27 protein-coding genes are annotated in these 26655 nt (G+C 72.5%); 10 read left to right on the forward strand and 17 right to left on the reverse strand.

Going from position 1 to position 26655, the window contains the following annotated elements; all coding sequences use genetic code 11:
- Nucleotides 1-9: 9 nt before the first annotated feature.
- Nucleotides 10-1194 carry an FAD-dependent monooxygenase gene (locus ACFY3J_RS15000; RefSeq protein WP_384181728.1) on the reverse strand — a complete coding sequence of 395 codons (1185 nt, stop codon included), beginning with the start codon at nucleotides 1192-1194 and terminating at the stop codon, nucleotides 10-12.
- Between the two features lie 108 nt (nucleotides 1195-1302).
- On the opposite strand from ACFY3J_RS15000, the gene ACFY3J_RS15005 reads away from it, so the two are divergent.
- The 3 genes from ACFY3J_RS15005 to ACFY3J_RS15015 all read left to right on the forward strand — a co-directional run bounded on the left by ACFY3J_RS15005 (nucleotide 1303) and on the right by ACFY3J_RS15015 (nucleotide 3059).
- On the forward strand, nucleotides 1303-1911 hold the full coding sequence (locus ACFY3J_RS15005; protein ID WP_384181730.1) for a TetR/AcrR family transcriptional regulator: 609 nt from the start codon (nucleotides 1303-1305) through the stop codon (nucleotides 1909-1911).
- A 28-nt stretch (nucleotides 1912-1939) separates the two neighbouring features.
- Nucleotides 1940-2455, forward strand: coding sequence for a DinB family protein (locus tag ACFY3J_RS15010; protein ID WP_384181732.1), 516 nt, complete (start codon nucleotides 1940-1942; stop codon nucleotides 2453-2455).
- 133 nt (nucleotides 2456-2588) lie between these two features.
- Entirely contained in the window at nucleotides 2589-3059 is a 471-nt protein-coding gene (locus ACFY3J_RS15015) for a hypothetical protein (RefSeq protein ID WP_384181734.1), read from the forward strand.
- A 546-nt stretch (nucleotides 3060-3605) separates the two neighbouring features.
- Here the strand turns inward: ACFY3J_RS15015 and ACFY3J_RS15020 are convergent.
- The 7 genes from ACFY3J_RS15020 to ACFY3J_RS15050 all read right to left on the reverse strand — a co-directional run bounded on the left by ACFY3J_RS15020 (nucleotide 3606) and on the right by ACFY3J_RS15050 (nucleotide 9658).
- Complete coding sequence (locus tag ACFY3J_RS15020; RefSeq protein WP_384181736.1) at nucleotides 3606-4124, reverse strand: hypothetical protein; 519 nt, start codon at nucleotides 4122-4124, stop codon at nucleotides 3606-3608.
- A gap of 81 nt (nucleotides 4125-4205) precedes the next feature.
- The gene (gene ung, locus ACFY3J_RS15025; RefSeq protein ID WP_384181738.1) at nucleotides 4206-4889 is read right to left on the reverse strand and encodes a uracil-DNA glycosylase; all 684 of its coding nucleotides are present in this window, start codon (nucleotides 4887-4889) and stop codon (nucleotides 4206-4208) included.
- 91 nt (nucleotides 4890-4980) lie between these two features.
- A complete protein-coding gene (locus ACFY3J_RS15030) occupies nucleotides 4981-6558 on the reverse strand; it encodes an ABC transporter substrate-binding protein (RefSeq protein WP_384181740.1) in 1578 nt (525 codons plus the stop codon).
- Nucleotides 6559-6796: 238 nt separating this feature from the next.
- Complete coding sequence (locus tag ACFY3J_RS15035) at nucleotides 6797-7549, reverse strand: SDR family oxidoreductase (protein WP_384181742.1); 753 nt, start codon at nucleotides 7547-7549, stop codon at nucleotides 6797-6799.
- An 11-nt stretch (nucleotides 7550-7560) separates the two neighbouring features.
- A complete protein-coding gene (gene fabG / locus ACFY3J_RS15040; RefSeq protein ID WP_384181744.1) occupies nucleotides 7561-8322 on the reverse strand; it encodes a 3-oxoacyl-ACP reductase FabG in 762 nt (253 codons plus the stop codon).
- A 125-nt stretch (nucleotides 8323-8447) separates the two neighbouring features.
- Complete coding sequence (locus ACFY3J_RS15045) at nucleotides 8448-8897, reverse strand: DUF3037 domain-containing protein (protein WP_384181746.1); 450 nt, start codon at nucleotides 8895-8897, stop codon at nucleotides 8448-8450.
- A complete protein-coding gene (locus ACFY3J_RS15050; protein ID WP_384181748.1) occupies nucleotides 8894-9658 on the reverse strand; it encodes a HipA family kinase in 765 nt (254 codons plus the stop codon). The genes ACFY3J_RS15045 and ACFY3J_RS15050 overlap by 4 nt, the downstream gene beginning before the upstream one ends.
- A 181-nt stretch (nucleotides 9659-9839) precedes the next feature.
- Here ACFY3J_RS15050 and ACFY3J_RS15055 point away from each other — a divergent pair, with 181 nt between their 5' ends.
- Together ACFY3J_RS15055 and ACFY3J_RS15060 are read left to right on the forward strand one after the other, a co-directional pair.
- Nucleotides 9840-10325 (forward strand): Rieske (2Fe-2S) protein, encoded by a 486-nt coding sequence (locus tag ACFY3J_RS15055; RefSeq protein ID WP_384181750.1) that lies wholly within the window; start codon nucleotides 9840-9842, stop codon nucleotides 10323-10325.
- 81 nt (nucleotides 10326-10406) lie between these two features.
- Nucleotides 10407-10874 carry a pyridoxamine 5'-phosphate oxidase family protein gene (locus ACFY3J_RS15060; protein ID WP_384181752.1) on the forward strand — a complete coding sequence of 156 codons (468 nt, stop codon included), beginning with the start codon at nucleotides 10407-10409 and terminating at the stop codon, nucleotides 10872-10874.
- A gap of 16 nt (nucleotides 10875-10890) precedes the next feature.
- Here ACFY3J_RS15060 and ACFY3J_RS15065 read toward each other — a convergent pair whose 3' ends face one another.
- Nucleotides 10891-11793: a LysR family transcriptional regulator gene (locus ACFY3J_RS15065; RefSeq protein WP_384181754.1), complete on the reverse strand. Its 903-nt coding sequence runs from the start codon at nucleotides 11791-11793 to the stop codon at nucleotides 10891-10893.
- A 74-nt stretch (nucleotides 11794-11867) separates the two neighbouring features.
- Between ACFY3J_RS15065 and ACFY3J_RS15070 the strand changes: the two genes are divergently transcribed.
- Complete coding sequence (locus tag ACFY3J_RS15070) at nucleotides 11868-12908, forward strand: DMT family transporter (protein WP_390841002.1); 1041 nt, start codon at nucleotides 11868-11870, stop codon at nucleotides 12906-12908.
- A gap of 219 nt (nucleotides 12909-13127) precedes the next feature.
- On the opposite strand, the gene ACFY3J_RS15075 is transcribed toward ACFY3J_RS15070, so the two are convergent.
- A complete protein-coding gene (locus ACFY3J_RS15075) occupies nucleotides 13128-14459 on the reverse strand; it encodes an aminotransferase class I/II-fold pyridoxal phosphate-dependent enzyme (protein WP_384181758.1) in 1332 nt (443 codons plus the stop codon).
- Between the two features lie 35 nt (nucleotides 14460-14494).
- Here ACFY3J_RS15075 and ACFY3J_RS15080 point away from each other — a divergent pair, with 35 nt between their 5' ends.
- Nucleotides 14495-15178 (forward strand): pyridoxamine 5'-phosphate oxidase family protein, encoded by a 684-nt coding sequence (locus ACFY3J_RS15080; RefSeq protein WP_390841003.1) that lies wholly within the window; start codon nucleotides 14495-14497, stop codon nucleotides 15176-15178.
- Between the two features lie 505 nt (nucleotides 15179-15683).
- On the opposite strand, the gene ACFY3J_RS15085 is transcribed toward ACFY3J_RS15080, so the two are convergent.
- From ACFY3J_RS15085 to ACFY3J_RS15100, 4 genes are all read right to left on the reverse strand, one after another.
- Nucleotides 15684-16634 (reverse strand): DMT family transporter, encoded by a 951-nt coding sequence (locus ACFY3J_RS15085; protein WP_390841004.1) that lies wholly within the window; start codon nucleotides 16632-16634, stop codon nucleotides 15684-15686.
- A gap of 181 nt (nucleotides 16635-16815) precedes the next feature.
- Entirely contained in the window at nucleotides 16816-17820 is a 1005-nt protein-coding gene (locus ACFY3J_RS15090; protein WP_384181765.1) for a DMT family transporter, read from the reverse strand.
- Between the two features lie 138 nt (nucleotides 17821-17958).
- Nucleotides 17959-18522 carry a Clp protease N-terminal domain-containing protein gene (locus tag ACFY3J_RS15095; protein WP_390841005.1) on the reverse strand — a complete coding sequence of 188 codons (564 nt, stop codon included), beginning with the start codon at nucleotides 18520-18522 and terminating at the stop codon, nucleotides 17959-17961.
- Between the two features lie 210 nt (nucleotides 18523-18732).
- Nucleotides 18733-19359, reverse strand: a complete 627-nt coding sequence (locus tag ACFY3J_RS15100) for a PadR family transcriptional regulator (protein WP_390841006.1) — start codon at nucleotides 19357-19359, stop codon at nucleotides 18733-18735.
- 162 nt (nucleotides 19360-19521) lie between these two features.
- Between ACFY3J_RS15100 and ACFY3J_RS15105 the strand changes: the two genes are divergently transcribed.
- Nucleotides 19522-20331, forward strand: coding sequence for a PhzF family phenazine biosynthesis protein (locus ACFY3J_RS15105; RefSeq protein ID WP_390841007.1), 810 nt, complete (start codon nucleotides 19522-19524; stop codon nucleotides 20329-20331).
- Between the two features lie 60 nt (nucleotides 20332-20391).
- Here the strand turns inward: ACFY3J_RS15105 and ACFY3J_RS15110 are convergent, their stop codons facing one another.
- On the reverse strand, nucleotides 20392-21189 hold the full coding sequence (locus tag ACFY3J_RS15110) for a CPBP family intramembrane glutamic endopeptidase (RefSeq protein ID WP_384187633.1): 798 nt from the start codon (nucleotides 21187-21189) through the stop codon (nucleotides 20392-20394).
- 284 nt (nucleotides 21190-21473) lie between these two features.
- Nucleotides 21474-22991 carry a glutamate--cysteine ligase gene (locus ACFY3J_RS15115; RefSeq protein WP_384187350.1) on the reverse strand — a complete coding sequence of 506 codons (1518 nt, stop codon included), beginning with the start codon at nucleotides 22989-22991 and terminating at the stop codon, nucleotides 21474-21476.
- A gap of 556 nt (nucleotides 22992-23547) precedes the next feature.
- On the opposite strand from ACFY3J_RS15115, the gene ACFY3J_RS15120 reads away from it, so the two are divergent.
- Both ACFY3J_RS15120 and ACFY3J_RS15125 read left to right on the forward strand, forming a co-directional pair.
- Nucleotides 23548-24132, forward strand: a complete 585-nt coding sequence (locus ACFY3J_RS15120) for a hypothetical protein (protein WP_384187353.1) — start codon at nucleotides 23548-23550, stop codon at nucleotides 24130-24132.
- Between the two features lie 390 nt (nucleotides 24133-24522).
- Entirely contained in the window at nucleotides 24523-24729 is a 207-nt protein-coding gene (locus tag ACFY3J_RS15125) for a DUF5999 family protein (RefSeq protein WP_281155090.1), read from the forward strand.
- A 285-nt stretch (nucleotides 24730-25014) separates the two neighbouring features.
- Here the strand turns inward: ACFY3J_RS15125 and ACFY3J_RS15130 are convergent, their stop codons facing one another.
- Complete coding sequence (locus ACFY3J_RS15130) at nucleotides 25015-26565, reverse strand: glycoside hydrolase family 43 protein (RefSeq protein ID WP_390841015.1); 1551 nt, start codon at nucleotides 26563-26565, stop codon at nucleotides 25015-25017.
- Between the last annotated feature and the right edge of the window lie 90 nt (nucleotides 26566-26655).

Genomic DNA, 26655 nt, shown 5'->3' on the forward strand with positions numbered 1-26655 from the left:
TGGGCTCCTTCACCGCTCTGCCGTGCCTGACTGCACGGCAGCATACGGGGGCTGCGGGGGACGCCAGTCGGCGATGCCGTCGAATCCGCGCAGGAGCAGGTCCGGGCTGACCCTGGACAGCGCGGCGATCGCGTTGTCGCGCAGGACGATCCCGGCACGGTTGCGCATCATGTCGAGCCGCGCGGCCCTGACGGCCTGGCGGGCGATCATGGTCGTGCGGGGCAGCCGGGCCGCGGTGTGGGCGGCGAGGTCGTCGGCGTGATGGGCGAGGACGACGGCGTCCTCGATGGCCTGGTTGCCGCCCTGCCCGAGGTTCGGCGGCATGGCGTGGGCGGCGTCGCCGATGAGCACGGTCCGGCCGCGGTGGTGGGCGGGCAGCGGCTGGGCGATGTGGTGGACGTCGTGGCGCAGCACGTCCTCGGGACGGGCGGCGGCGATGACGGCGGGGATCGGGTCGTGCCAGTGGCCGAAGCGGCGCAGGAGTTCGGCCTTCTCGTCGTCGGCCGCGCGCTGTCCGGGAGGCGTGAGGGCGGCGGCGTACGCGTAGACCCTGCCGTCCTTGAGCGGGTGCGTGCCCCACAGGCGTCCCCTGCCCCAGGTCTCGTGGGAAGCGAACTCGGCGCCGGGTACGGGGATCACGACCCGCCAGGTGGTGAATCCGGCGTAGACCGCCCCGGGATGGTCCGGGAACAGCGTGCGGCGCACGGCGGAGTGGACACCGTCGGCGGCCACCACCAGGTCGGCCTCCAGTTCACCGTTGGGGGTGCTCACGCGGGCCGGGCGGTGGTCGTCCCCGGGGTCGGCGAGCCGCGCGTCGGCGGCCGTGCGGACGGTGCCGGGCGGGAGGAGGGCGGCCAGGCTGTCGATCAGGGTGGCGCGGTGCAGCAGGACGAGGGGACCGCCGAACCGCTCGGCCGCCGCGGCGGCGTCCGTCCTGGTGATCCAGCGGCCGGCCGGGCTGCGCAGTCCGCCCTCGCCCTGCCAGGCGGCGAGATCACGGATCCGGTCGCCGATGCCGAGGACGTCCAGGGCGCGCAGGGCGTTCGGGGAGAGCGAGATGGCGGCGCCGACGGGCTCCAGGGAGGGGGCCCGTTCCAGCACGGTGACCTGCCGGCCGCCGAGGTGCAGGGCCGCGGCCGCGGTGAGTCCTGCGATGCCGCCGCCGATGACGACGGCGCGTGGCTGCTGGGGCATGGCTCCTCCTGCACAGCGAGACTACATCTGTAGTGAACCGGCGCCTCGACGATACTACGGATGTAGTGCGCCGCACTACGGGTGTAGTCGCCGGGTAGGTTGATCCCCATGTCCGCACGTCCCGACAGCGCTCAGCGCGCCGATCTCGTCGCCGACACCGCGCTCGCCCTGCTCGCCGAGCGCGGGATGCGCGGTCTGACGCACCGGGCGGTCGACGAGAGGGCCGGATTGCCGCAGGGCTCGACGTCGAACCTCGCCCGCACCCGGCAGGCCCTGCTGGAACTGGCGGTGCGGCGGCTGGCCGAGCGGGAGGCGCGGGTGCTGGCGCTGCACGAGATGCCGGACCCGCGAACCGGGGGTCTCGACTCGCTGGTGGAGGGACTTGCGCTGGCCACCCACCGCGCGCTGACCCGCAACCGGGCCCTGACGCTCGCCCGCTACGAGCTGGCCCTGGAGGCCACCCGCCGCCCGGAACTGCGGTCCCACTTCGACGCGGCGGGCGCCCGCTTCCGTGACCAACTCGGCGCGCTGGTCACGGCGATGGGCTCGACCGCCCCGGAGCGGCACGTGCTGTCCCTGGTCGCCTGGGCGGACGGGCTCATGTACTCCTGCGTGGCGGGTTCGTTCCATGCCCGGGTGCCGGAACTGGAGGAGTTGCGGGCGGGATTGCGGGAGCTGCTGGAGGGGATGTTCGGCGCCGGAAAACCCTTGGTGTGACGGGCCGGTTGTGGGCCAGGATCGGGGCATGACGACCGAGCGACGACAAGTGCCCGCCCTGAACGCCTCCGAACGCGCCATGCTGGAAGGCTGGTTGGAGTACCACCGGCAGACGCTGGCGCGCAAGTGCGAGGGCCTGACCGACGAGCAGTTGCGGACCGCGTCCGCGGAGCCGTCCGAGCTGACCCTGATGGGTCTGGTGCGGCACATGGCCGAGGTGGAGAGGCACTGGTTCCGCAACGTGCTCCTGATGGACGACCCCGGACCGATCTACTACGACGAGCAGGACCCGGACGGCGACTTCCACGTCACCGAGGCGGACACCTGGGCGGAGGCGTACGGCACCTGGCAGTCCGAGATCGAGACCGCCCGCCGCAACGCCGCGGGCCTCGGCCTGGACGAGCTGTCGCAGCGCAAGAGCAACCGCACCGACGAACCGTTCAACCTGCGGTGGATCTACACCCACATGATCGAGGAGTACGCCCGGCACAACGGGCACGCCGACCTGCTCCGCGAGCGGATCGACGGAACGACGGGAGACTGAAGCCGACACCCGTCACCCGGCGTCAGCGGCGGGCGCGGTGAGACACCCCTTACGGGGCCCAGGATCACCCGTCCGTGGCATCCTCCGCCCGACCGCGGTCCGCTCACGGCCCGGACCCAGCAGAGTTGCGCGGGTGCATCGTACGACGACCACCGCAACGCTCCTGGTCTCCGCGGCCGTCTCGGCCCTCTCCGGCTGTGTCACGGTCGAGCGGCCGCCCGCGCCCGGCCCGGCGGCCGCCACCACCCCGCTCTCGGTCCCACGCCCGGACGGCGCCGGGCACGCGGCCGTGCAGGCCCCCGCCCGCGAGGCCCTGGAGCACATCGGCGACCCGCGCCACTCCGCCACCCCGGCCCAGGCGCCGTCCCCGGAAGACCCGCCCGGCAAGCGGCGGCCGCCGGCACCGGCGCACTCCCCCAGCCGGGCCCCGGCGCACGCGGCTCCCCGGCACCCACGGCCCGCGTCGCCGCCGCGCGCACAGCTCCCCGGCACCAAGCACGCCCTGCCACCGAACGCGGACCTCTGTGCCCTCGGCAGGCAGTACGGCGGCTGGAAACCGGACAGCCCGGAGACCAGGATCTGCCGCCAGACGTACAACCGCTGAGCCACAACGGGCCTGCACCATGGACACGGCGCAGGCCCGGCAGCAACCACGCACGGGCGGACGTACGCCCGGCGAGGCGCCCCTCCCCCGTCGACCGACGGCCAGTGCAGCCCCGCAGCACCACACGCGGGACCCCGGCACAGCACCACGCGGACAGTGAGCCGCCAACCTCGCGGCAGGCACAGCGCAGGCCCCACAGCAGCCCGGAAGCAACCACGCACCGGCGGACGTAGTCCCGAGGAGACGCCCGTCCCCCGTCGATCATCGGCGAGCGCAACCCCACAGCACCACACGCGGGACCCCGGCACAGCACCACGCGGACAAGGAGCTGTCAGCCTCACGGCGAGCACGGAGCAGGCCCGGCAGCCACCGCGCGCGGGCGGACGTACGCCCGGTAAGGCGTCCGTCCCCCGTCGATCATCGGCGAGCGCAATCCCGCAGCACCACACGCGGCGTCCCTGGCGCGGTGCCGTGCCGGGCACGGCGGCGTCCGGGCTGTTGTGCGCCGCGCACGCCCAGCCGGCCGCGGCGGCCCGGTGGCCCGTCCTACGACCGCTGGCGCGGCGGGCCGCCCGGCTCCGGGCCGGGCCCGCCCTCCCCCAGCCGCAGTGCGAGGCGCTGGATGGCCGAGCGGACGCCGTCGCCGTAGTGATCGGGGCCGAGGGCGTCCGCCGCGGTGCGGGCGTGGTGGAGGTGGTCCCGGGCGGCCGCGCGGTGGTCGAGTTTCGCGTAGTCGGCGGCCAGGTTGAGATGCAGGGACGGATACAGGGCGCGGGCCGCGGGCGCGCCCTCACGCCCGGCGAGCCGGTCCCCCGTCAGCTCCTCGGCCGCCGAGAGCGCCCTGAGATCCCAGGCCAGCTCGTCCGCGGGGTCGTCCTGGGTGTCGGCCATGTAGTGGGCCAGCGTGCAGCGGTGCAGTGGATCGCCGTCCTCGCCGATCTCCGCCCACAGGGCCAGGAAGCGGCCACGGGCCTCCTCCCGGTCCCCGGCGTGATGCAGCAGGACACTCTGCCCGATCCGCGTCAGCACGGCGTCCGACGACGCCTGCTCCTGTCGCTCCGCCACCGCACGCCCTCCAGGCCTGTCCCGACCGACGCCTACGACGCTAACCGCGACCACCGCCGATCGGGCGCCCCCGCGCCCACGTCACCCGAGGTTCGGGATCCGCCAGTCGATCGGCTCGTGCCCCTGCCGCGCCACCGCCTCGTTGATCTGCGTGAACGGACGGGAGCCGAAGAACTTCTTCGCCGACAGCGGCGACGGGTGCGCACCCTTGATCACCACGTGCCGGGTCTCGTCGATCAGCGGGAGCTTCTTCTGGGCGTAGTTGCCCCACAGGACGAAGACCGCGGGGTCGGGCCGGCCGGCCACCGAGCGGATCACCGCGTCGGTGAACCGCTCCCAGCCGCGACCCTTGTGGGAGTTGGCCTCGCCACCGCGCACCGTGAGCACCGCGTTCAGCAGGAGCACGCCCTGCCGGGCCCACGGCATCAGGTAGCCGTTGTCCGGCACCGGCGTGCCCAGCTCCTCGTGCATCTCCTTGTAGATGTTGCGCAGCGACGGCGGGACCTTCACCCCGGGGCGGACCGAGAAGCACAGGCCGTGACCCTGGCCCTCGCCGTGGTAGGGGTCCTGACCGAGGATCAGGACCTTCACCTTGTCGTACGGCGTGGCGTCCAGCGCGGCGAAGACCTCCTCGCGCGGCGGATGGACGGGGCCCTTCGCCCGCTCCTCCTCGACGAACTCGGTCAGCTCCTTGAAGTAGGGCTGCTGCAGTTCGTCGCCCAGAACCCCGCGCCAGGACTCGGGCAGCATGGCGATGTCGGTCACGTCAACGTCCTCACGATGTGCGGTCACTTCCAGGTCTCAGAACCTACAGGCGACCACTGACAACGGGCTCACGCCCCGAAGAACGCCCTGCCTACCAGCTGGTCTTCCGGAACAGCTCCCACATCATCATGATCGTCGACGGGTCGAGCGCCCGCTCACCGCCGGAGATGTCGTCGCTGGCGCCCACGTACACCTTGCCCTGCCACAGCGGCAGCAGCCGCGCGTCGTCCACCAGGATCTGCTGCGCCCGCTCGAACTGCGTGATCACGTTCGCGCGGTCGGCCTCGCGGCGCGACTCGGGCAGCAGCACCTTGGTGATCTGCGACTCCGGATAGGGCGTGCCGAGCGCGTTCTGCTCGCCCACGAAGGGGGCGATGAAGTTGTCGGCGTCGGGGAAGTCCGGGAACCAGCCACGCCCGAAGACCGGGTACTCGCCCTTCTGGTAGCCCACGACGTATGCCTTCCAGGGCCTGCTCTTCAGGGTGATCGTGAACAGGCCGGAGTCGTCGAGCTGCCGCTTGAGCTCCTCGAACTCCTTGGCCGTCTCCGAGCCGTAGCGGTCGGTGGTGTACCAGAAGGTGAGCGGCACCTTCTCGGTGATGCCCGCGCCGGTGAGGATCTTGCGGGCCTTGGCGACGCTGGGGTCGCCGAACTCGTCGAAGAACCCGGTGGTGTGGCCGGTGAGGCCCTTGGGGACCATGGAGTACAGCGGGTCGACCGTGTCCTCGTAGACATGGTGCGCGATGGCGGCGCGGTCGACGACCTGCGCGACGGCCTTGCGCACGGCCGGCTTGGCGGACCACGGGTCCTTCGGATTGAACACCAGGTAGCTGATGTCGGTGCCGGCGCCCTCGACGAGCTGGAGGCCCTTGGTGTCCCTGTGTTGGAGGGAGATGATGTCGTCGGCGCCCAGACCTCGGTAGGTGACGTCGATCTGCTTGTCCCGCAGCGCCTTGACCATGGCGGCCGAGTCCTGGAAGTAGCGTATGGTCACCGCGTCGTTCTTCCGGTCGGCGAACCCCTTGTAGTTGTCGTTCCTGACCAGTTCCGCCTTCTTCCCCTCCTCGTACGCCTTCAGGGAGTACGGGCCGGACCCGACGACCTTGTTGTCCTTGCGCAGCGAGCGCTCGGGGTAGTCGTCGGGGTCCACGATCGACATGGCCGGCGTGGCGAGCACGAACGGGAAGGTGGCGTCGGGCTTGTTCAGCTTGAAGACCACGACCCGGTCACCGGCCACCTGCACCTGGTCCAGGCTGCCGAGCAGCCCCGCCGGGCCGCCGGCCACGTTGATGGTCCTGATCCGGTCGATCGAGTACTTGACGGCACGCGCGTCCAGCGCGTCCCCGTCGGCGAACTTCATGTCCGGGCGCAGCTCGCAGCGGTAGGTCTGGTAGCTGTTGTCGGTGAACTTGCAGCTCTCCGCGGCGTCCGGCTGGGGCGTGGTCGCGCCGTTCGGGTAGGCCAGCAGGGTCTGGTAGATGTTCCGGAAGAGCTCCCAGGAACCGTCCCAGGAAGCCGCCGGGTCCAGGGTGCTGGGGGCGCTCGTGGTCCCGACGAAGATCGGTCCCTTGCCATCTGAGCCGCCGTTGGAAAAGACGCCGCAGCCGGCCACCAGGGATATGGCCGCTGTCGCCACCGCCGGCCGCAGACATCGGTTCCGGTTGAACACGCGCACGCTCCTCGATCTGCCATACCAAGGGGTCGGCAGACCATACCGCAGAGCCCCGCCCGTTGAACCTGCTTCGGACGGGGCTCTTGATCAGTTCGGAACATGACGACGTTGTCATCCCGCCGAGCGCGTGGCGGCCTGCGGCACGGGCGCCGATTCCGTCAACGGAACGTCGACGAAGCCGTATGTCGACGAAGGGACGAAGAGACGGTATCGGCGCCCGGGACTCGTCGGCGCGTCAGCCCACCCCGGCGTTGAGGAAGATGCCGCCGTCGACGACGAGGGTCTGTCCGGTGACCCAGTCGGACTGCGCGGAGGTGAGGAACGCCGCCGCGCCGCCGATGTCGGAGGGCACGCCGAGCCGGCCCAGCGGGTAGGAGGCGGCCGCCTCCTCCTCCCGGCCCTCGTAGAGCGCCTTGGCGAACTTGGTCTTCACCACGGCGGGCGCGATCGCGTTGACCCGCACCCGCGGGGCGAACTCGTGCGCCAGCTGCTGGGTCAGGTTGATCATCGCCGCCTTGCTGACGCCGTAGGCGCCGACGAACGGCGAGGCCGACAGGCCCGCGACCGAGGCGATGTTCACGATCGCGCCGCCGTTGTCCTTCTGCCAGGCGTGCCAGGTGCGCTGGGCGAAGCCGAGCGCGGAGACGACGTTGGTCTCGAAGACCTTGCGCGCCACGTTCAGGTCGAGGTCGGCGATCGGTCCGAACACCGGGTTGGTGCCGGCGTTGTTGATCAGGAAGTCCACGCGGCCGAACGCCTCCATGACGCGATCGACGGCCTCGGCCCGGTGGGCCTCGTCGTGGGCCTTGCCCGCGACCGCGACGACCCGGTCGGAGCCGAGCTTCTCCACGGCCTCCTTCAGGGCCTCCTCGTTGCGGCCGGTGATGCACACCCGGTCGCCGCGGGCGACCAGCGCCTCGGCGATGCCGTATCCGATGCCGCGGCTCGCTCCGGTGACGAGGGCGACCTTGCCGGAAAGTTCAGTCATGTCCGTGATCCCTAGTCGAGCGGCCCGCCGGCGACGTACAGCACCTGGCCGGAGACGAAGCCGGCCGCGTCACCGGTGAAGAAGGCGATGGCGTTGGCGATGTCCTCGGGTTCGCCGACACGCTGCACCGGGATCTGGGTGGCGGCCACGGCCTTGAAGTCCTCGAAGCCCATGCCGACGCGTTCCGCGGTGGCCTTGGTCATCTCGGTGGCGATGAAGCCCGGGGCGACGGAGTTGGCGGTGATGCCGAACTTGCCGAGTTCCTTGGCGAGGGTCTTGGTGAGGCCCTGCAGACCGGCCTTGGCGGCCGAGTAGTTGGCCTGGCCGCGGTTGCCGAGCGCCGAGGACGAGGAGAGGTTGACGATCCGGCCGAAGCCGGCGTCCACCATGTGCTTCTGGCAGGCACGGCTCATCAGGAAGGAGCCGCGCAGGTGGACGTTCATGACGGTGTCCCAGTCCGAGACGCTCATCTTGAACAGCAGGTTGTCGCGGAGCACCCCCGCGTTGTTGACCAGGATGGTGGGCGCGCCGAGTTCCTCGACGACACGCGCGACCGCCGCCTCGACCTGTGCCTCGTCCGAGACGTCGGCGCCGACCGCGATGGCCCTGCCGCCGGCCGCGGTGATCTTCTCCACGGTGTCCTTGCAGGCGGACTCGTCGAGGTCGATCACGGCGACCGCGCGCCCCTCGGCGGCCAGTCGTACGGCGGTGGCGGCGCCGATGCCGCGCGCGGCACCGGTGACGACGGCGACCCGCTGCTCAGTGGTGGACATTGCTGCTTCTCCTCGCCCTTGAGAGAACCTGATCTACGGTGAGCGACCGCTTAGTACCTTTGGTGGATGCGACGCTAGAAGCCGTGGCACCCGGTGTCAACGGCGCACCGGGCGCATGTGATCCATTACCTCACCAGGAGGTCCAGCAACCGCTCCGGCTCCGCGGCCGGGTCGGTGGTCAGTCCGGTGTGCACCGGACCGGGCTGGACGACGGTGGAGCGGGGCGCGACCAGCCAGCGGAAGCGCCGCCCGGCGTCGTCGCCCGCGGCCTGCCCGGCGGCCGCTCCCCCGGCGCACACGCTCTCTATCGCGGCGAGCGCGGCACGGACGCCCTCGACGTCCGCGTCCGGGTCCAGGGCGAGCAGCCTGGACTCGTCCAGGTGGGTGCGCGCGCCGACGTACGCCCGCGCGCGGCTGTAGACGAGCACGCCCGCGTTGATGCACTCGCCGCGCTCGACGCGCGGGACGACGCGCAGCAGGGCGTACTCGAAGACGTCGCGGTCGTCCGTCCGGCCGGCCCGGACGATGTGGCGGTCGCCCGCCCGGCCGCCTCCGGCGAGGTGACGCTCGCTCACTGGGCCTCCTCGATGCCGTGGATGCGCTCGTGGATCACGGGGGCCCGTGCGAGCAGCGGTCGTGCGTAGGCCCGTCGCAGGTCGTCGGGCGTGTCGAAGCCGGGCTCGTCGGTCAGCCAGGCGTCGGGGATCTCGGCGGTCACCTCGGCGAGCAGGTCCTCGGTGACCAGGGGTGCCAGGCGTCGCGCGGCGGCGGCGACGTCCGGACCGAAGGGCGCGAGGGCGTGGTCCGAGGCGTCGTACGGCCGCCCGGCCGAGGCCTGCGCGCCGGGCCAGTTGTGGTGCCAGATCATCGTGGCGCCGTGGTCGATGAGCCACAGCTCGCCGCGCCATCTGAGCAGGTTGGGGTTGCGCCAGGATCGGTCGACGTTGTTCACCAGCGCGTCGAACCAGACGATCCTGCCCGCCTCTTCGGCGTCCACCGGGAAGGCGAGCGGGTCGAAGCCGAGCGCTCCGGAGAGGAAGTCCATGCCGAGGTTGGTGCCACCGCTGGACCTGAGCAGTTCCTGCACCCGCTCGTCGGGTTCGCCGAGTCCCAGCACCGGGTCGAGGTCGACCGTGACCAGCCCGGGCACCCGCAGTCCCAGCCGGCGGGCGAGTTCCCCGCAGACCACCTCGGCGACGAGCGTCTTGCGGCCCTGCCCGGCGCCGGTGAACTTCAGGACGTACGTCCCGAAGTCGTCGGCCTCGACGAGCCCCGGCAGCGAGCCGCCCTCGCGCAGCGGAGTGATGTAGCGGGTCGCGATGACTTCCTTGAGCACCGCCCCACTTTACCGGTGCGGTACCGGGCGTCCCGCGGCCGGCCGATTCGCCCGCCGGCCGGGGTCCGGACCCGATCTGAACACCGGATGCCCGCCGCCCGTACCCCTGGACGGACCAGCAAGCCCTGCGTGGAACCCGCGCGGAACCAGCGTGAGACCTGTATCGAAAGGGGACGTCGGCATGACCAGCGAATCGCTTCACCCCCAGGGGGCACCGGCCCGCCGCACGGTGGTGGCGGCGGTGGGCGCGGCGGGGCTCGCCGCCGCGCTGACCGCGTGCGGATCGGAGGACAACTCCGGCTCCGGTGCCTCCACCACCCAGAACGGGTCCGGGACGACCGGCGGTTCGGGCGGTGACGGCGCCGCGGCGGGCTCCGGCGGCACCGTGCTCGCGAAGACGTCCGACATCCCCGAGGGCGGCGGCAAGGTCTTCGGCACCCAGGGCGTGGTCGTCACGCAGCCGGCGAAGGGCGAGTTCAAGGCCTTCTCCTCCACCTGCACCCACCAGGGCTGCGCGGTGAACCGGATAGCCGACGGCGTGATCGTCTGCCCGTGCCACCAGAGCGAGTTCTCCGCCGCCGACGGCAGCGTCAAGAAGGGCCCGGCCCTGAAGCCGCTGCCCGCCAAGGACATCTCGGTAGCGGACGGGGAGATCAGGCTCGCCTGACACCCGCGGAGGGTGGGGCGGGTCGTGGCGGGCCGTCGGAAGGTGCCCCCGCGCGTGGGAGAAGAGAAGAGAGAGGGCCGCATGACCGTCACCCAGCGCCGGGGCCGGAAGATCATGATGACGCCGGGCGAGCTGGACGAGTTCCTGACCACTCAGCGCACCTGCCGGGTCGCCACCGTGTCGCCCGGCGGCGCTCCGCACGTGAGCGCCCTGTGGTTCGTCTGGGACGGCACCTCGCTGTGGCTCTACTCCGTGGTGCGCAGCAGACGCTGGGCCGATCTGCGCCGCGATCCGCGGGTGGCCGTGGTCGTCGACACGGGCGAGGAGTACGAACAACTGCGGGGCGCGGAGCTGTCCGGCGCGGCGGAGGTCGTGGGCGAGGCACCGCGCACCGGGGAGCTGTGCGCCGAACTCGACCTGCCCGAGACGCTGTTCGCCCGCAAGAACTTCGGCCTGGAGGAGATGCCGCACGACGGCCGGCACGCGTGGCTGCGGCTTACCCCGGAGAAGATCGTCTCCTGGGACTTCCGCAAGCTGGGCTCGGTGTAGGCCCGCCGGCGGCGGCTCAGACGATCCGCGCGCCCACCGTCCGCAGGGCGTCGACGGCCGCGCGGATGGAGGGCCGGCGGTCGGCGTCGGCGCGCCAGACGGCGTAGACGTGCCGCCGGACCACCTGCCGCACCGGGACGGTCCGCACCCCGGCGGGCAGCGGCCCGCGCCCGAGCCGGGGAGCCACGCACACGCCGAGGCCGGCGGCGACCAGGGCGAGCTGGGTGGCGTGCTCCTCGGCACGGTGGGCGATGCGCGGTTCGACGCCCTTGGAGCGCAGGGTGTCCAGCAGCCACTCGTCGCAGAACTGGGCCTCGCCCCAGGTGACCCAGTCGTCGTCCGCGAAGTCCTCCAGGTCGACCTCGGTGCGGTCGGCGTGGGGGTGCGCGGCGGGCAGTGCCACGTCGGCGGGGTCGTCGAGGATCGCGGCCCGGCTGAGCCCGTCCGGCACGGGCAGCGGCTTGTTGTACCAGTCGAGGACGACGGACAGGTCCACGTCGCCGCGCAGCACGGCGCGCACGGCCGCGGCCGGCTCCATCTCCGCGGTGTGGACCCGAAGGCTCGGATGCCGGTCGCGCAGATGGGACAGGGCGGCCGGGAACAGCCCGCGCGCGGCGGTGGGGAACGCGCCGAGCCGCAGCTCGCCGACCACCTGTCCGCGCTGTGCCTCCAGATCGGCCTGGGCGAACTCGACCTGGGACAGGATGCGCGTCGCGTGCTCGGCGAGCAGCCGTCCGGCGTCCGTGAGCCGCACTCCCCGGCCGTTCTTGGCGAGGAGCTGCTGGCCCACCTCCCGTTCCAGCTTGGCCATCTGCTGGGAGACGGCGGAGGTCGTCACGTGCAGACCCTCCGCGGCGCCGCTGACCGAGCCGTGCCGCGCGAGGGCGTCCAGCGTGCGCAGGCGCTCCAGATTCAACATGTAAGCGATGCTACGAGATATCGCGCGCGAATTCTCGATTGTGCTACGAGGTCGTGGGCGTGCATCGTACGACCATGAGCAGCACCTCGCCCACCTCCCCGCAGTCCCCGTCCGGCCCGGCCAGACCGGCCCGGCGTCCCGTGCACTGGCGGATCCGTTTCGCCTTCCTGTCGCTGGTCTGGGGCTTCAGCTTCCTGTTCATGAAGGTGGGCACGGACGGCTTCGCCCCGTTCCAGGTGACGCTCGGACGGCTGGTGTTCGGCACGGCGGTGCTCGCGGTGGCGATGGCGGTGAAGCGGGAGCGGCTGCCGCGCGGTGCGCGGACCTGGGGGCATCTGGCGGTCGCGGCGTTCTTCCTCAACGCGCTGCCGTTCTCGCTCTTCGCGTACTCGGAGCTGACGATTCCGTCCACCCTCGCGGGGATCTGCAACGCGACCTCGCCGCTGTGGGGCATGGTCCTGTCCCTCGTCGCCCTCTCCGAGGACCGCCCGACCCGGCTCCGGGTCGCGGGCCTCGGGCTGGGCTTCCTCGGTGTGCTGACGGTGCTCGGCGCCTGGCAGGGCTTCCACGGACTGGACGCCGGCGGCACGGCGATGGCGCTGCTGGCCTCGCTGAGCTACCCGGTCGGCTGGATCTACGTACGGCGCACCCTGGCGGGTTCCAGCGAGTCCCACCTGTCGCTGACCGGAGGGCAGTTGCTGCTGGCCACGGTGCAACTTGCCGTCGTCACACCACTGTTCACCAGCGCTCCGGACCATCTGCCCGTCGTGCCGCTGCTCGCGATCGCCGCCCTGGGCGCGCTGGGCACCGGCTTCGCGATGCTCGTCCAGTACGGCCTGGTCGCGGAGGTCGGGCCGACCACGGCCCAGATGGTCACGTACTTCGTCCCGGTGATCGCCACCGCGGCCGGTGTCGCCGTGCTGGGCGAGACCCTCACCTGGTCGACCCCGGTCGGCGCGGTGATCGTCCTGGCGGGCGCGGCACTGACCCAGGCCCGCCCGAAGAGCCGCGTCACGTCCGCCGGACCCGGCAAGCCCCGGCCGGACCAGGAGCCCGCCTCCGCTTCGAAGACGCCCGAGCCGCCGTCCCGCCCGGAGCCGGCCACGACGGCGTAGCACCGAAAAGACCGGACGCCTCGGGTCTGTCCCAGGGTCTTTTGTTTGGATCAGGCCGGATCAGGGAGCGGGGTCTGGTGCCGTGCATCGCAAGGCGGAGGAGGGCGGCAGGGCGGAGCCCTGCCGCCGACGACGACGCGGCTGGGGGTACCCCCTGCTCGAAGAGCTCGGGGGAACGGTGCCAGGGCCCGCGAGCCCGGCTGATCCAAACGAGAGACCCTAGACGTAACTGCGCGCGGGCGCCGGACGCAGGGCCGTCGCCATCGCCTCCGCGAGCCGCTCGGCCTCCTCGTCCCGCAAAGTGGAGATGGTGATCCGGATGCCGGGCGGGGCGGCGAGCCGGTAGCGGGCGCCGGGGGCGACGGCCCAGCCGGCGTGCAGCAGGCTCGCGACGACGCCGGTCTCGTCCGGCACGGGCACCCATACGTTCATCCCGCTGCGCCCGTGGGCCGCGATGCCGCGGTCGGCCAGCGCGCCGGTCAGCAGGTCGCGCCGCCGCCGGTAGGACGCGGCCACCGCGCTCGGGTCGAGGGCTCCGTCCGACCACAGCCGCACCACGGCGCGCTGGAGCAGACGGCTCACCCATCCGGGCCCGAGGCGCTGGCGGCCGTGCACCCGGTCGACCGTGGTCCCGTCCCCGGTGAGCACGGCGAGCCGCAGGTCGGGGCCGTACGCCTTGGCGACCGAACGCAGAAAGGCCCAGTGCCGGGTGGCGCCGGCGAGCGGGTGCGGGGGCAGGTCCACGATGCCGTGGCCGTGGTCGTCCTCGATCAGCAGTGTCTCCGGATGTTCCCGGAGGACGGCCCGCAGGGCACGCGCGCGCGTGGCGCCGACCGCGGCGCCGGTCGGGTTCTGCGCGCGGGCCGTGACGATCAGCGCGCGGGCGCCGTCCGTGAGGGCGCGGCGCACGTCGTCGGCGCGCGGGCCCTCGTCGTCGACCCCCACCGGCGCCGTGCGCAGTCCGAGGGCGGGGACGAGGTCCAGGGTGCGGCCCCACCCGGGGTCCTCGACGGCGACGGTGTCGCCGGGCCTGAGGTGGGCGGCGAGGACGCGCTCCACCCCGTCGAGCGAACCGGAGAGGACGGCGAGCGGACCGTCCGGCACCCCGTCGGCGTCCAGCGCGGCACGGGCGATCCGGGCCAGCTCCGGCTCCACGGCCACGTCCCCGTAGAGCACCGGCTCACGGTCGGCCAGCGCGGCGGCCGCCGCGAACGCGGGTGCCAGCGGCGGCAGCAGCGCCGGATCCGGGTTGCCGCTCGACATGTCCCGCACCCCCTCGGGCACGTCCACACGGACAAGGTCCCGCCCGGTCGTGGCGGGCGCGGGCCGCACCCGGCTGCCGCGGCGCCCGGCGGTCTCGATGACCCCACGCTCGCGCAGGGTCCGGTACGCGGCCGCGACGGTATTGGGGTTCACCCCGAGTTCGGCCGCCAACTCCCGCATGGGCGGCAGCGGTTGACCCGGCTCCAGATCCCCGGAGCCCACCGCGCGCTCGACGCTCGCCGCGATCTCGGCTGCGCGCCGCCCTTCGATCCGATACTCTCCTAGCACAAAGCAGATTATGCACTAATGCAATGGAGACCGCAATGCAGGAGACCCAGCCGCCGACGTCGCCACCCGCCGCCTACGCCCCGACCGAGCGCACCGTTCCCACCCGCTCCGCCGACCGGGCGTCGCACGACAGGGAGCTGGTGCACGCGATACTCGACGAGGGCTACGTCTGCCACCTCGGCTTCGTCCGCGACGGCGCGCCCGTGGTGCTGCCGACGCTGTACGCCCGGGTCGGCGAGCGGCTCTACGTGCACGGTTCGACGGGCTCGCGCCCGCTGCGGATGGCAGGCAAGGCCGACCCCGGGCTGCCGGTCTGCCTGACGGTCACCCATGTCGACGGCCTGGTCCTGGCCCGCTCCGCCTTCCACCACTCGATCAACTACCGCTCGGTGGTGGTGCACGGCACCGCCCACCAGGTCACCGACCCCGAGGAGAAGCGCCTGGCGCTGGACGCGCTGGTCGACCACGTGGTGCCGGGCCGGTCGGCCGACTCCCGTCCCGCCAACACCAAGGAGCTGGCCGCGACCGCCGTGCTCCGCCTGGAGCTGGACGAGGTCTCCGCCAAGCTGCGCGTCGGCGGCGTGAACGACGAGCCCGAGGACCTCTCCCTGCCGCACTGGGCCGGCGTGGTCCCGGTCCGCAGGGAGTACGGCACCCCGCTCGCCGACCCCGACCTGGCCCCCGGCACCGAGCTTCCCGGCTATCTCACGGTGCTGTGATCTGATCCACCCGTGTGGCAACGGTGGCTGTCCGTCCACGACTTCGGCCGGCCGACCGTCACGCCCCCCGCACTTCCCCCACGACGTCGGGCGTGGCGAGGCCGTCACCCACGTGCCCGGCCCGAACCCGCGGCTACCGGACAGCGGACGGCCGTACGACGCCCCGCCCCGCCCCGCTCGTGCCGAGCCGCCCTCGGCGTGGAAGTGGCCGAGCTGGGCGGGACGCCGCGCCCGGGCGGGGTGCGCGGCTCCGCCTGCCAGGGACCGAGGACGTACCCGTGGTCGTCGACGACGCTCAGCGGCACCTTCGAGTTCGCCTCCAGTGCGGCTCACAGGGCCAGGACCGTATCGCGACGGCATTCGCGGACCAGGACGGCCCGCGCGACGCGGCGGCCGGGGAACCTCTGCTGTGCAGAGGCGCGAGCCGAGTGAGCAGATGGGCCCATCCAGGCGACGGCCCGGCGGACCGCCCGGTAACGGGCCCGCGATCCGCGCCCGTCCAGCGTCACGCCAGCGCCGGTTCCTCCGCCGTCGTTCGCGCTCCGCGCGCCTCCGTCAGTGCGAGGCCGGCGACTGAGCCGAGCATCAGCGTGGTGCCGGCGAGGGTCGCCGCCGTGAGGCGTTCGCCGAGCAGGGCGATGGCCAGCACGGCCGCGCTGACCGGCTCCAGCAGCATGATCACCGAGACCGTGGCCGACCGGACGACGGCCGCGCCCGCGAAGTAGAGCGCGTAGGCCAGGGCCGTCGGGACCGAGGCGATGTACGCCAGCAGCCACAGCGCCCTTACGGGGTCGTCGGTGTGCGGCACCAGCCCTTCCCACAGCGCGAACGGCAGCAGGCACAGGCTGGTGACCGCGAACGCCCCGAGGGTCGACCCGGAGTGGTCGGCTCCGCCGTCGCGGCCCCACCAGCGGGTGAGCAGCGTCATCACGCAGTAGCCCGCCGCCGAGAGCAGGGCGAGCAGCACGCCCCACGGCCGTACGGCGGCACCGCCGCTGCCCAGCACCAGTACCCCAAGACCGGCCAGCGCCCCGGCGACGGCGGTCAGGCCGGCCCGGCCGAGCCGTTCGCCCATCGTCAGACGGGCGCCGAGCGCGATGAGGACAGGCCCGGCGCCGAGGGTGACGACGGTCGCCACGGCCAGCCCGGTGGCCGCGACCGCGGCGAAGTAGGCCGTCTGGAACACGGCGAGCCCGACGCCGGTGGCACCGGCCCGCAGCAGCCTGCGGCCGAGCGGCACGGGCACGGCCGGCCGCACGCGCGGGCGCAGCAGGCGCGCGGCGAGCAGCAGGACGAAGCCGATGGCACAGCGCCAGAAGGACAGGGTGACCGGCCCGATGTCGCTGGTCCGGTAGACCAGCGAGGCGGCCGCGCCGGCGGTGCCCCAGGCGGCACCGGCGACGATCAGATAGAGCAGGCCACGCCCGACGGGCAGGCCAGAAGAAGCATGGGACATGAGTCGTCTCCGCAGAGGTGCAGAAGTTCGGGAGGCAGGACCCCGTCGGTCGGGATCGTGCGGACTTCCTCTGCGGGCAGCACCGTTCGGCCCGGCTCACCGCCGGGCGCGCTCACCGGAGGGCCCGCCTCAGGCGGCCGGAGGCGGAAGAACGAGTGCGTCCGAATGCATGATCCGTACCCTAGGCCGCCGTTCCCCGGGCCGACAACTCCCTTTCCGCCCCGCCGCTCGCCACCGGCTCCGCCGACCCCTTCGACGGCGTGGAGGACTGCGCGATGAACGCGCCGAGCAGGACGACCGCGCCACCGACGACCTGCGGCGCCGAGAGGCGCTCGCCGAGCAGCACCCAGGCCAGCACGGTCGCGATGACCGCCTCCAGACATGCCACCACCCCGGCGACCTGCGGCGAGAGCCGCCGCACGGAGAGCACCCCGGTGACGTACGCGAGGACCGTGGCGACCAGTACGACCCACAGCAGCAGGGCGACGGCCGGGACCGATGTGCCGTTCATGTCCGCGCTGTGCGCGAGCACCGACCAGTCCATGCTCCAGGGGCGTGCGACGACGGTCAGGACGGCGGAGCCGATCAGCAGTCCGTAGGCGATGACGCCGAGCGGGTTCGGAGCCGCGTCGCCCGCGTCGCCGCCCTGGTCGGACAGCACGAAGTAACCGACCTGGCAGCAGGCGGCGCCGAGCGCGAGCAGCAGTCCGAGGACATCGAAGCTCAGGCCGGACCACACCTCGACGACACAGGCGAGTCCGCCCGCCGCGAGGACCACGCCGAAGGCGGCGGCCCGGGTGACCGGCCGCCGCTGCACGAACCGGACCCAGCCGAGCACCAGGGCGGGCGCCAGGTACTCGACGAGCAGGGCGACCCCGACGGGGATCCTGGAGAGCGCGGCGAAGTAGCAGGCCTGGACGCCGGCGACGGCGAGCAGTCCGAACCCGGCGAGCAGTGCGGGGCGGCTGCGCAGCAGCGCGCGGTGGCGTACGGCGAGCGGCAGCATGACCAGGGCCGCGCCGGTGGCGCGCAGCCACACCACGTGCAGCGGGTCGAGACCCGCCTCGATCAGCGGCTTGGCCGCGACACCGGAACCGCCGAAGGCGACCGCGGACAGGAGCGCGAGACCGAGCCCGACACCCTTGCCGGGACGGCCCTGACTGATCTGAGACGTACGCACCGGCACATGATGACAGGCGATGACATGAGCGTCATCTTCGATGGCACCTGTCTCATCGCCTGGACGGGGCCACCACCGGGCACACCGGACAAAAGCCCAGGAACGCCCCGACGACACGCCCACCCCGGGCGACCCTCTCGCCCCTCAGCGGGTGGGTCCGCCGTCCGCGGCGCACTCTCCCGGACAGTCCTTGGCATCGTTGTCGAGCCGCGCGGCAAGCTCTCCCGCGTCGATCGCGGCGCCGCTGAGCACCTCCACGGCGCGCGCCTGCGGGTCCACGACGATCGCCGCGAGCAGGTCGAGGCCGCGCGCCAGGTCGTCGCCGCGCCGGGCGGCGCGCTCGCAGGCGTACTCCAGGGCGACGAAGGCCACGGGCGAGAGACCGTCGGTCTCCGTCACCACGGGAAGGGCGCCGGAGTCCTCGACGGTGCTCTGCCAGCGCAGGCCGTATCCGATGCTGCGCTGCACGAGGTAGCCGAGCAGCCGGGCGATCTGCGGCCCGCCGTCGAACACGGCGCGCACCTCGGGGTCGGACTCCAGAAGCGTGTGCAGCAGGTGGGCGGTGTCGATCTGCCGGTCCCTGTCCCGGACGGCCCTTCTGCGGGCACCGGCGACCGCCGCCGCCAGCTCGGCACTGAGCCGGGCGTCGTCGTCCGGACGGAGGGCGTCCTGCCCGGAGGGCGGCTGCCGGGGAACACGGGATCGCACATCGTCCAGCTCACCAGCCTCTCCGGCTCCGGTCATCCCCGGCGGGAAGCATTTCGGCGTCCCACGGGAAGTGGACCCGGGCGGACGGAATCTCCTCCTTACGGATGAGATCGGGACGCATCCGCACAGCCCCTGGCCGGGGAGCCCACAGGGGGCGGATCGCCTGCGGCTCCCCGGACGCGGCGGACTTCCGGACCCCGAGGCCGTCCGTCAGTCCTCGTCGGCGAGGATCAGGTACAGCTTCTTGCGGGCCTCGTTGATGACGGCGAGCGCCTTCTCGCGCTGCTCCTTGCTGCCGGTCTTCCACACCTGACCGAAGGCCTCCATCAGACCGAAGCCGGCCTGCCGGATCTCACCGAGGGCCTCCCAGTCGACCCCGCGCGAGGCCTCTTCCCAGGGCGCGTCCGGCCCCTCGTCGGCGGCGTTGCGGCCCGCCTCGGTGAGCGAGAACAGCTTCTTGCCGCCTTCGCTCTCGCTGACGATCAGGCCCTCGTCCTCCAACAGCTGGAGGGTGGGATAGACCGAGCCGGGACTGGGCTTCCACGCGCCGCCGCTGCGCTCGGCGATCTCCTGGATCATCTCGTAGCCGTGCATGGGACGGTCCTTCAGCAGGGCCAGGATCGAGGCCCGTACATCACCGCGCCGGGCCCGGCCACGCGGTCCCCCGCGCCCTCGCCCGCCCCAGTGCCCCGGGCCGAACCCCGGTCCGAAGCCGGGACCGAAACCCGGTCCGCCCGGACCGAAGGGCCCGAAGGCCGCCCGGCGCTCCTCGAAACCGCCGCGGCCGCGCCGGGGACCGCCCTGCCGGTGCCCGTGCTCGAATCCATGGGTACGCATCGCAACCACTCCATCCCATCGTCGATCTGTCACGATGCTTCAACGATATATCGGAACAGCTCGCTTGGCCATCCCCTCCGAACTGCGGCTTCCCCTGCCCCAAGGCCGCCGGTCCCGGATTGGCCTTGGTTCGCCGCCCGCCGCAACCCGTACCGTCTGGGCATGCGGATTCGAATCGTCGACGCCTTCACCGACCGCCCGTTCGCCGGCAACCCCGCGGGGGTGCTGCTGCTGGACGCCTTCCCCGAGGACGACTGGCTCCAGAAGGTGGCGCTGGAGGTCAACCACGCCGAGACGGCGTTCGCCCACCGGCTGCCCGAGGGCGGCGAGGCCGACTGGGCACTGCGCTGGTTCACGCCCGCCACCGAGGTCGCGATGTGCGGTCACGCCACCCTCGCCACCGCCCACGTCCTGCGCACGACGGGCGCCCACGAGGGGCCGGTGCGCTTCGCCACCCGCAGCGGTGTGCTCATCGCGAGCCCGGCCGGCGACGGCGCGATCACCCTTGACTTCCCGACCGCCCCGCTCACCGCGGTGGACGTCCCCGACGGGGTGGCCCGGGCCCTCGGTACCGAGCCCCGCACCGCCTACGACACCGGGGCGAACGTCGGCGACCTGGTCCTGGAGCTCGCCGACGAGAAGACCGTCCGCGGCCTCGCCCCCGACCACAAGGCCCTCGCCGCCTACTCCGCGCGCGGCATCATCGCCACCGCCCGCGCCGAGGATCCCTCCCGGGGCTACGACTTCGTCTCCCGGTGCTTCTTCCCCAACGTCGGCATCGACGAGGACCCGGTCACGGGCAGCGCCCACACGGCCCTGGCCCCCTGCTGGTCCGAGCGCCTCGGCCGCCCCGACCTCACCGGGCTCCAGGCCTCCGCCCGCTCGGGCCTCGTGCGCACCGGCCTGCGCGGCGACCGCACCCTGCTCACCGGCCACGCGGTCACCGTCATCGAGGGCGACCTGCTCGTCTAGGAACACCGAGAGGGGGCGTACGACACTGTCGTACGCCCCCTCTCAAGTTCCCCGTGCCGCTCACGCCGTCGGCAGCCAGCCCACCTTCCCGGCCAGCAGGGCGTAGCCCACGAACGCGCCGATGTCGAGCAGGGAGTGCGCCACGACGAGCGGGCCGACCCGGCCCCACCTCCGGTACAGCCAGACGAAGACCACGCCCATCACCATGTTGCCGACGAAGCCGCCGACGCCCTGGTAGAGGTGGTACGAGCCGCGCAGTACGGAACTGGCCACCAGCGCGGACCCCGGGGTCCAGCCCAACTGCCCGAGCCGGCGCAGCAGATAGCCGACGACGATGACCTCTTCGAGGACGGCGTTCTGCAGCGCGGACAGGATCAGCACCGGGAACTTCCACCACACGGCGGGCAGCGCCTCGGGCACCACCGTGAGGTTGAAGCCGAACGCGCGGGCGGCCAGGTAGAAGGCGATTCCGGTGCTGCCGATCACCGCCGCGACCAGCGCTCCGCGGCCGAGGTCCGGCCAGGGGCGGGTGCGGTCGAAGCCGAGCGTGCGCAGGCTGCGCCCCTCGCGCAGCAGGAAGTGGGCGACGAGGGCCACGGGGATCAGGGCCGTGGCGATCCCGAACAGCTGCCAGGCGAGGTCGAGCCAGGGACGGCCCGGAGCGGCGGAGGCGTTGAGCGTAGTGGCCTGGTCCTTCAGCCCACCGGGTTTGGTGACCGACCCGACAAAGCTGATCAGCGCGGACACCCCGCTCGCCCCGAGCGAGAGCCCGAGGACGAGCAGTGTCTCGTCGCGGAGGATCCGCCGCGACAGCCGCTCCTGCGGTTGAGAGTCGCCCACCGGCTGTGACTCCGCCAGCACACCTGCCTCCAGTTCGGTCGTCCCGCCACGGGGCGCGCCGGCCCGCCGCACGGGTACGGCCGGATTCCGGCACGGGTGCGCACGCGCGGCGCCACCGTCGTGGGACGTCACAGCTTGCCCGATCCCTCTCCCGCGGGCACGAGTGCCCCCCGTCTACGGCGAGGCGGCACGGCCGGCTGGGTCCGTCCGCGGGTCAGGGCGCCGGGAATCGCAGTCGTCGCCGGGCAGGTCCTTGGGTCCTGTCGTCGCACGGCAGGCGGGAATTCGACGACAGGCCCTAGCTAGCCTGCCGGGACCGGCTCCGGCAGGCCGATCGGCCAGGTGTGGACCGGCTCGCCGAACTTCGTCAGCTCGCGGTAGCGACGGGTCGTTGCGGCCAGGGCGGCTTCCCGGCCCATCCCCGTCTCCAGTGCCCGGTGGAAGGTGGCGGCCTGCCACTCCGCGCCGTTGGTCCGGCGCCGGCACCGCTCCTCGATCACGCCCAGATACAGGTCCCGGTCGGCCCGCTCCACGCCCCAGGCGCTCAGTCCGGCCTCCGCGAGCGGCAGCAGTTCGTCGCGGACGAGAGTGACGGCGTCGACCTCGGCCGTGCCCGAGTGGCGTCCGCGCCGGGGCCAGGTGAACCGGGCGTCGATGCCGTGCCGGCAGGCGGCGTCGAAGTTGGCGGCCGCGGCCTCGAAGGGCAGCCGGGTCCACACCGGCCGGGGCTCCTCGGCCAGGGCCCGCACGAGGCCGTAGTAGAAGGCCGCGTTGGCGATCACATCGGTGACGGTGGGTCCGGCGGGCAGCACCCGGTTCTCCACACGCAGGTGCGGCACGCCGTCCGCGACGTCGTAGACCGGACGGTTCCAGCGGTAGACGGTGCCGTTGTGCAGGACCAGTTCGGCCAGCTTGGGCACGCCGCCCGCCTCCAGCACGTCGAGGGGGTCCTCGCCGTCGCAGATCGGCAGCAGGGCCGGGAAGTAGCGCAGGTTCTCCTCGAAGAGGTCGTACGCCGAGGAGATCCACCGTTCGCCGAACCAGGTGCGCGGCCGAACTCCCTGGGCCTGGAGCTCGGGCGGGCGGGTGTCGGTGGACTGCTGGAACAGCGGCGGCCGCGACTCCCGCCACAGCTCGCGCCCGAAGAGGAAGGGCGAGTTGGCGCCGACGGCTATCTGTGCGGCGCAGGCGGCCTCTGCCGCGTTCCACACGTCCGCGAAACGGCCCGGGGTGACCTGGAGGTGCAGCTGCACGGAGGTGCAGGCGGCCTCGGGCGCGATGGACTTCGAGGTGCAGGTGAGATGCTCCACGCCGTCGATGTCGAGGGTGAAGTCCTCTCCGCGGGCCGCCACGATCTGATCATTCAGCAGCACGTAGCGGTCGACGTCGGAGAGATTGGAGGACACCAGGTCGTCCCGGCCCAGGGTGGGCAGAATGCCGATCATCGCTATTCCGGCGTCCACCTCACCGGCTTTCCGGTCGGCATATGCCAGTGACGTCCGCAGCTCCTCGGCGAGCTGGTCGAATACCCGGCCGCCCAAGCGGTGTGGGGCAATGTTGACTTCCAGATTGAACATGGCGAGTTCTGTTTGGAAGTCACGGCTCGCGATGCGCTCGAGAACTTGCGCATTCAGCATTTTCGGCATGCCGTCGGGGCCGACCAGATTCAATTCGATCTCCAGCCCCATGAGGTTCTTCGGCCGGTCGAACCGCTTCTCGTCCAGCAACCGCTCCAGCCCCGTCAGGCACCGCCGCAGCTTGTCGCGGTAGCGGTTGCGGTCCGACAGGTCCAACTGGCCGGCGACGACCTTCTCCCCCATCGCAGCGTCCCTCCTCGCAAGGCGGACCGAAGATCCGGCCGCCGGGGTCCCGGTCAGGTGGGATGATGCCCCGCCGACGCGATCGATAACGTCCCGCTCCCGCCCCGCACCGACTACTCTGGTCGTGTAGTGACCGGAGGCACATTCACGGGGCATACGGCAGCCAGCAGTTTCGAGTACCCCACGAAACTCGTGAAAAACGCCGACAAGATCAGGCCGACCGCCGTGCGGGCACAACCCGAGGTCATCGCGATACGGCTGACGTGGAGCAGGGATGATTCCCGATTGACTCCGGCTGAATAACCTCTTGCCGTTCACATTGAAAACAGCTAGGCGAAACACCACCTGAACATTTGTCGTATAAACTCTGCTCCACAGCAGAAGTTGGCGCCCACAGCCCTGAACCCTGTCAGGAGCCCGTGAGGCAGGCCGCGCCCCGCACCCCTCGCTCACCAGAGCCCGGCCCCAGCCTCCTCCTGCCCTGAGAGCTGACAACGCCGTCCGCACCCAGCCCGCCCTCGCGCCACCGTGCCTGTCGAATGAGAGGCGACCCACCATGCCGCTGCACGTACCCCCGGCTCCCGCGCCCGCCCTGCGCTCCGTTCTCACGGCACTCGGTTCCCCCACCGCGGTCCGCGAGGCCGGCTCCCCCGCACTGCGCTCCGCCCAGGAGCCCGCGATCCCCGAGCTTCCGCTGCCGGTGCACGTCCTGGACCGGATCACCCCCGAGGGGATCTCCGCGACCAGGCTGGCCGGATGGCGCTTCCTGATCCGGTCCGGCGACCACGCGGTGGCAGCGGCCGAGACCATGCTGACCCCCGACGGCTGGACCTTCTCGCACTTCTTCGAGGGCCCCTACGTCGCCTCCACCGAGCGCGCGTTGCGCCAGGCCGAGGCCCTGGACCAGCCATTCCAGCCGCGTCTGCTGTCCATACCCAGCCTGTACATGCTCACGCTGTGGCTGCACGGCGACCTCTCCGACGACGGCGCCACCGGGCACCCCGCCGCCACCGACCTGCTCGTGCCGCTCGCGCCGGCCCCGCCCGGTATCGCGGCCCATCTTCCGCACCAGGTCGCCGACCTGCTCCCCGTCCTCACCCACCGCGTGACCCCGATCCGGCTCATGGGCTCCCCCGCCTGACCGCCCGCCCATCGGCCTCGTACCCGGCTGTCGGAACCTCCGGCAGCCGGGTACGAGGCCGTTCGGCCGTTCGGCCGCCGAAGACGCTCGTACGTGGCGAAATCCGCTCGCACGACCCGCGTTCGCGACGGGGGTCCCATCGGACTAGCCCCATCCGGCCAGTGCGAACCATCCGAAGAGACGGTGCTCTCGGGATGAACCGCTCGCGCGTGTGACGCGTCTCCAACCGGTGAGAAGCGGTGCTGCGAAATCCCTGCGGAATCAGGCCCGTGGGGGAACACTGGTTTTGGACCGACTCGACAACGGGGGGCGGCCATGGAGAACACCATCAGCCGCGGGACACGTACGACAGCCGACAGCGACCACACGACTGAGCGAAAGATCCCATCAATGTGCCAGCACCAGCCACCGTGCCCGTCAGCCGACTCCGCCGACCGGGAATCCGCCCGTCTCGTGGCGCACCACCCGGAGCAGGGCTGGAGCCTGCTGTGCAACGGCGTCCTGTTCTTCGAGGACACCGGTGAGCTCCTGCCGGACGGCCAGATCATCGCCCCGCACCGCCCGCTGGGCGCCGACCGGGTGGTGACCGCCGCCTGAGCACCACCGGGCGGCTTCGGCGAACCGCCCGCGGATCACCAGGGGCCGGCGCGCACACCCGCGCGTACCGGCCCCGACGCATGTCCGGGCCGGCCACTGTCGGTGACGGGCCGGTGACACGGTCCCGGGAACCGCCCGTCACTGTGCACGCCCGGGTGCCCGCCCGTCACCGGCGGCGCACGGATGTCCACGACCGGGGTGAGCCGTCCGGGCGGCACCGGGTGCTCCGCGATCCGCTGCCGCAGCGGCCCGATCCGGACCGGGCCTCGGTCGCCCCGCTGCCCGTCAGGCGCCGACGGGGCGGCGCGGATGCCGGGGCTGGTAGTCGAACCAGTCGAAGGCCGCACTGCCCTCGGTGACGTACATGCCGATCACTCGCCCGGTGAAGCCGGCCGCGACCTGGGTGGACAGATAGCGTCCGTCGAGTTCGGCCAGCGCCAGTGTGCCCTCCGGGCCCTCGGCCGAGAAGGCGATCACGTCCGGGCCGGCCGCGCGGACCCCGGTCGCCGCCTGCGCGCCGGTGGCCGGCCGGTCCGGAGCCGTGACCGTGGGCGGGGGCACGTCGTCCGTGCGGATGTCCACGACCAGGGTGAGTGGTCCGGGCGGCACCGGGTGCTCCGCGATCCGCTGCCGCAGCGGCCCGATCCGGGCGACCACGCCCACCACTCCCCCGCCGATCTCCACGTCGTAGTGGTGCGCCTCGTCCAGCCGGACGGACAGCCCGGCACGGCCCGAGACCGCCTCGACGCGCGCGGCCACCCGGCAGTCGGGGTGCTGCTGCCGTCGTCCTACGAAGGTGTGGCCGGGCCGGTCGAGGCTGTCGCCGGTCGCGTGCAGCGTCAGCCGGCCGGGGTGTTCGCTCAGCGACCAGGAGCCCTCCGGCCTGCTGCGCGGGGAGATCCAGACCGGCGCCAGGGACGGCGCGTCGAAGTCGTCCCGCTCGGGCTCCGGCGGCAGGGGGTGCCAGGCCGCGGGCGCCGGATGCCGCTCGCGCACCGGGCCGACCCGCGGCCACCCGTCCACCCACGCCACCGGGGTCAGGAAGGTCTCCCTGCCGAGCACGTGGAACTCCGGGAACCAGCCGCGGGGGCGGGTGCCGAGCAGCACCATCCACCAGGTGCCGTCGGCCGCCCGCACCAGGTCGGCGTGGCCCGTGCACTGGACGGGCTGGTCGGTGCCGCGGTGGGAGAGGACCGGGTTGTCCGGCGCGGGTTCCCAGGGGCCGCGCGGGGAGCGGGCGCGGGCGATCGACACACCGTGGCCGTGCCCGGTGCCGCCCTCGGCCAGCATGAGGTACCACCAGGCGCCGATCCGGTACAGGTGCGGCGCCTCCGGGTGCTGGAGCCCTGTCCCCGACCAGGCCGGCAGCGGCCCTTCCAGGACCTTGCCGGTCGCCGGGTCGATGCGGGCCACCCGCACCCCGGCGACGGCGCACCAGCAGGAGCCGTCGTCGTCCCAGGCGAGGTCGGGGTCGATCCCGGGCAGGTCGATCCAGACCGGGTCCGACCAGGGCCCCCGCGGATCCTCGGCGCTGACCAGGAAGGTGCCCCCGGCCGCGACGTTGGTGGTGATCACGTAGAAGCGGCCGTCGTGGTGGCGGATCGTCGGGGCGTAGATGCCGGCGGAGGCGGGGAGGTCGTCCGGCAGCTCCAACTGCCCCGGCCGGTCCAGCACGTTGCCGATCTGCCGCCAGTGCACCAGGTCGCGGCTGTGGAACAGCGGGACCCCGGGGAAGTACTCGAAGCTGGAGCACACCAGGTAGTGGTCCTCGCCCACCCGGCACACGCTGGGATCGGGGTGGAAGCCTCCGATCACGGGGTTCTCGTACGTCCGCACGGCGGCCGGTGCCTTCACTTCCCGTCACCCCTCCCTGAGTCCGCGAAACTTTCGCCACTGACGGCGAACCTTCCGGAGCCGCACTGTAGC

Origin of the sequence: Streptomyces sp. NPDC001231 (genome assembly GCF_042896885.1) — a bacterium.
In the GTDB taxonomy this organism is placed as follows: domain Bacteria; phylum Actinomycetota; class Actinomycetes; order Streptomycetales; family Streptomycetaceae; genus Streptomyces.

Coding starts and splice junctions, on each gene's coding strand:
- ACFY3J_RS15000 (WP_384181728.1), bottom strand. CDS start 1,194: ATGCCCCAGCAGCCACGCGCCGTCGTCATCGGCGGCGGCATCGCAGGA.
- ACFY3J_RS15005 (WP_384181730.1), top strand. CDS start 1,303: ATGTCCGCACGTCCCGACAGCGCTCAGCGCGCCGATCTCGTCGCCGAC.
- ACFY3J_RS15010 (WP_384181732.1), top strand. CDS start 1,940: ATGACGACCGAGCGACGACAAGTGCCCGCCCTGAACGCCTCCGAACGC.
- ACFY3J_RS15035 (WP_384181742.1), bottom strand. CDS start 7,549: ATGACTGAACTTTCCGGCAAGGTCGCCCTCGTCACCGGAGCGAGCCGC.
- fabG (WP_384181744.1), bottom strand. CDS start 8,322: ATGTCCACCACTGAGCAGCGGGTCGCCGTCGTCACCGGTGCCGCGCGC.
- ACFY3J_RS15055 (WP_384181750.1), top strand. CDS start 9,840: ATGACCAGCGAATCGCTTCACCCCCAGGGGGCACCGGCCCGCCGCACG.
- ACFY3J_RS15060 (WP_384181752.1), top strand. CDS start 10,407: ATGACCGTCACCCAGCGCCGGGGCCGGAAGATCATGATGACGCCGGGC.
- ACFY3J_RS15065 (WP_384181754.1), bottom strand. CDS start 11,793: ATGTTGAATCTGGAGCGCCTGCGCACGCTGGACGCCCTCGCGCGGCAC.
- ACFY3J_RS15070 (WP_390841002.1), top strand. CDS start 11,868: ATGAGCAGCACCTCGCCCACCTCCCCGCAGTCCCCGTCCGGCCCGGCC.
- ACFY3J_RS15080 (WP_390841003.1), top strand. CDS start 14,495: ATGCAGGAGACCCAGCCGCCGACGTCGCCACCCGCCGCCTACGCCCCG.
- ACFY3J_RS15085 (WP_390841004.1), bottom strand. CDS start 16,634: ATGTCCCATGCTTCTTCTGGCCTGCCCGTCGGGCGTGGCCTGCTCTAT.
- ACFY3J_RS15100 (WP_390841006.1), bottom strand. CDS start 19,359: ATGCGTACCCATGGATTCGAGCACGGGCACCGGCAGGGCGGTCCCCGG.
- ACFY3J_RS15105 (WP_390841007.1), top strand. CDS start 19,522: ATGCGGATTCGAATCGTCGACGCCTTCACCGACCGCCCGTTCGCCGGC.
- ACFY3J_RS15115 (WP_384187350.1), bottom strand. CDS start 22,991: ATGGGGGAGAAGGTCGTCGCCGGCCAGTTGGACCTGTCGGACCGCAAC.
- ACFY3J_RS15120 (WP_384187353.1), top strand. CDS start 23,548: ATGCCGCTGCACGTACCCCCGGCTCCCGCGCCCGCCCTGCGCTCCGTT.
- ACFY3J_RS15125 (WP_281155090.1), top strand. CDS start 24,523: ATGTGCCAGCACCAGCCACCGTGCCCGTCAGCCGACTCCGCCGACCGG.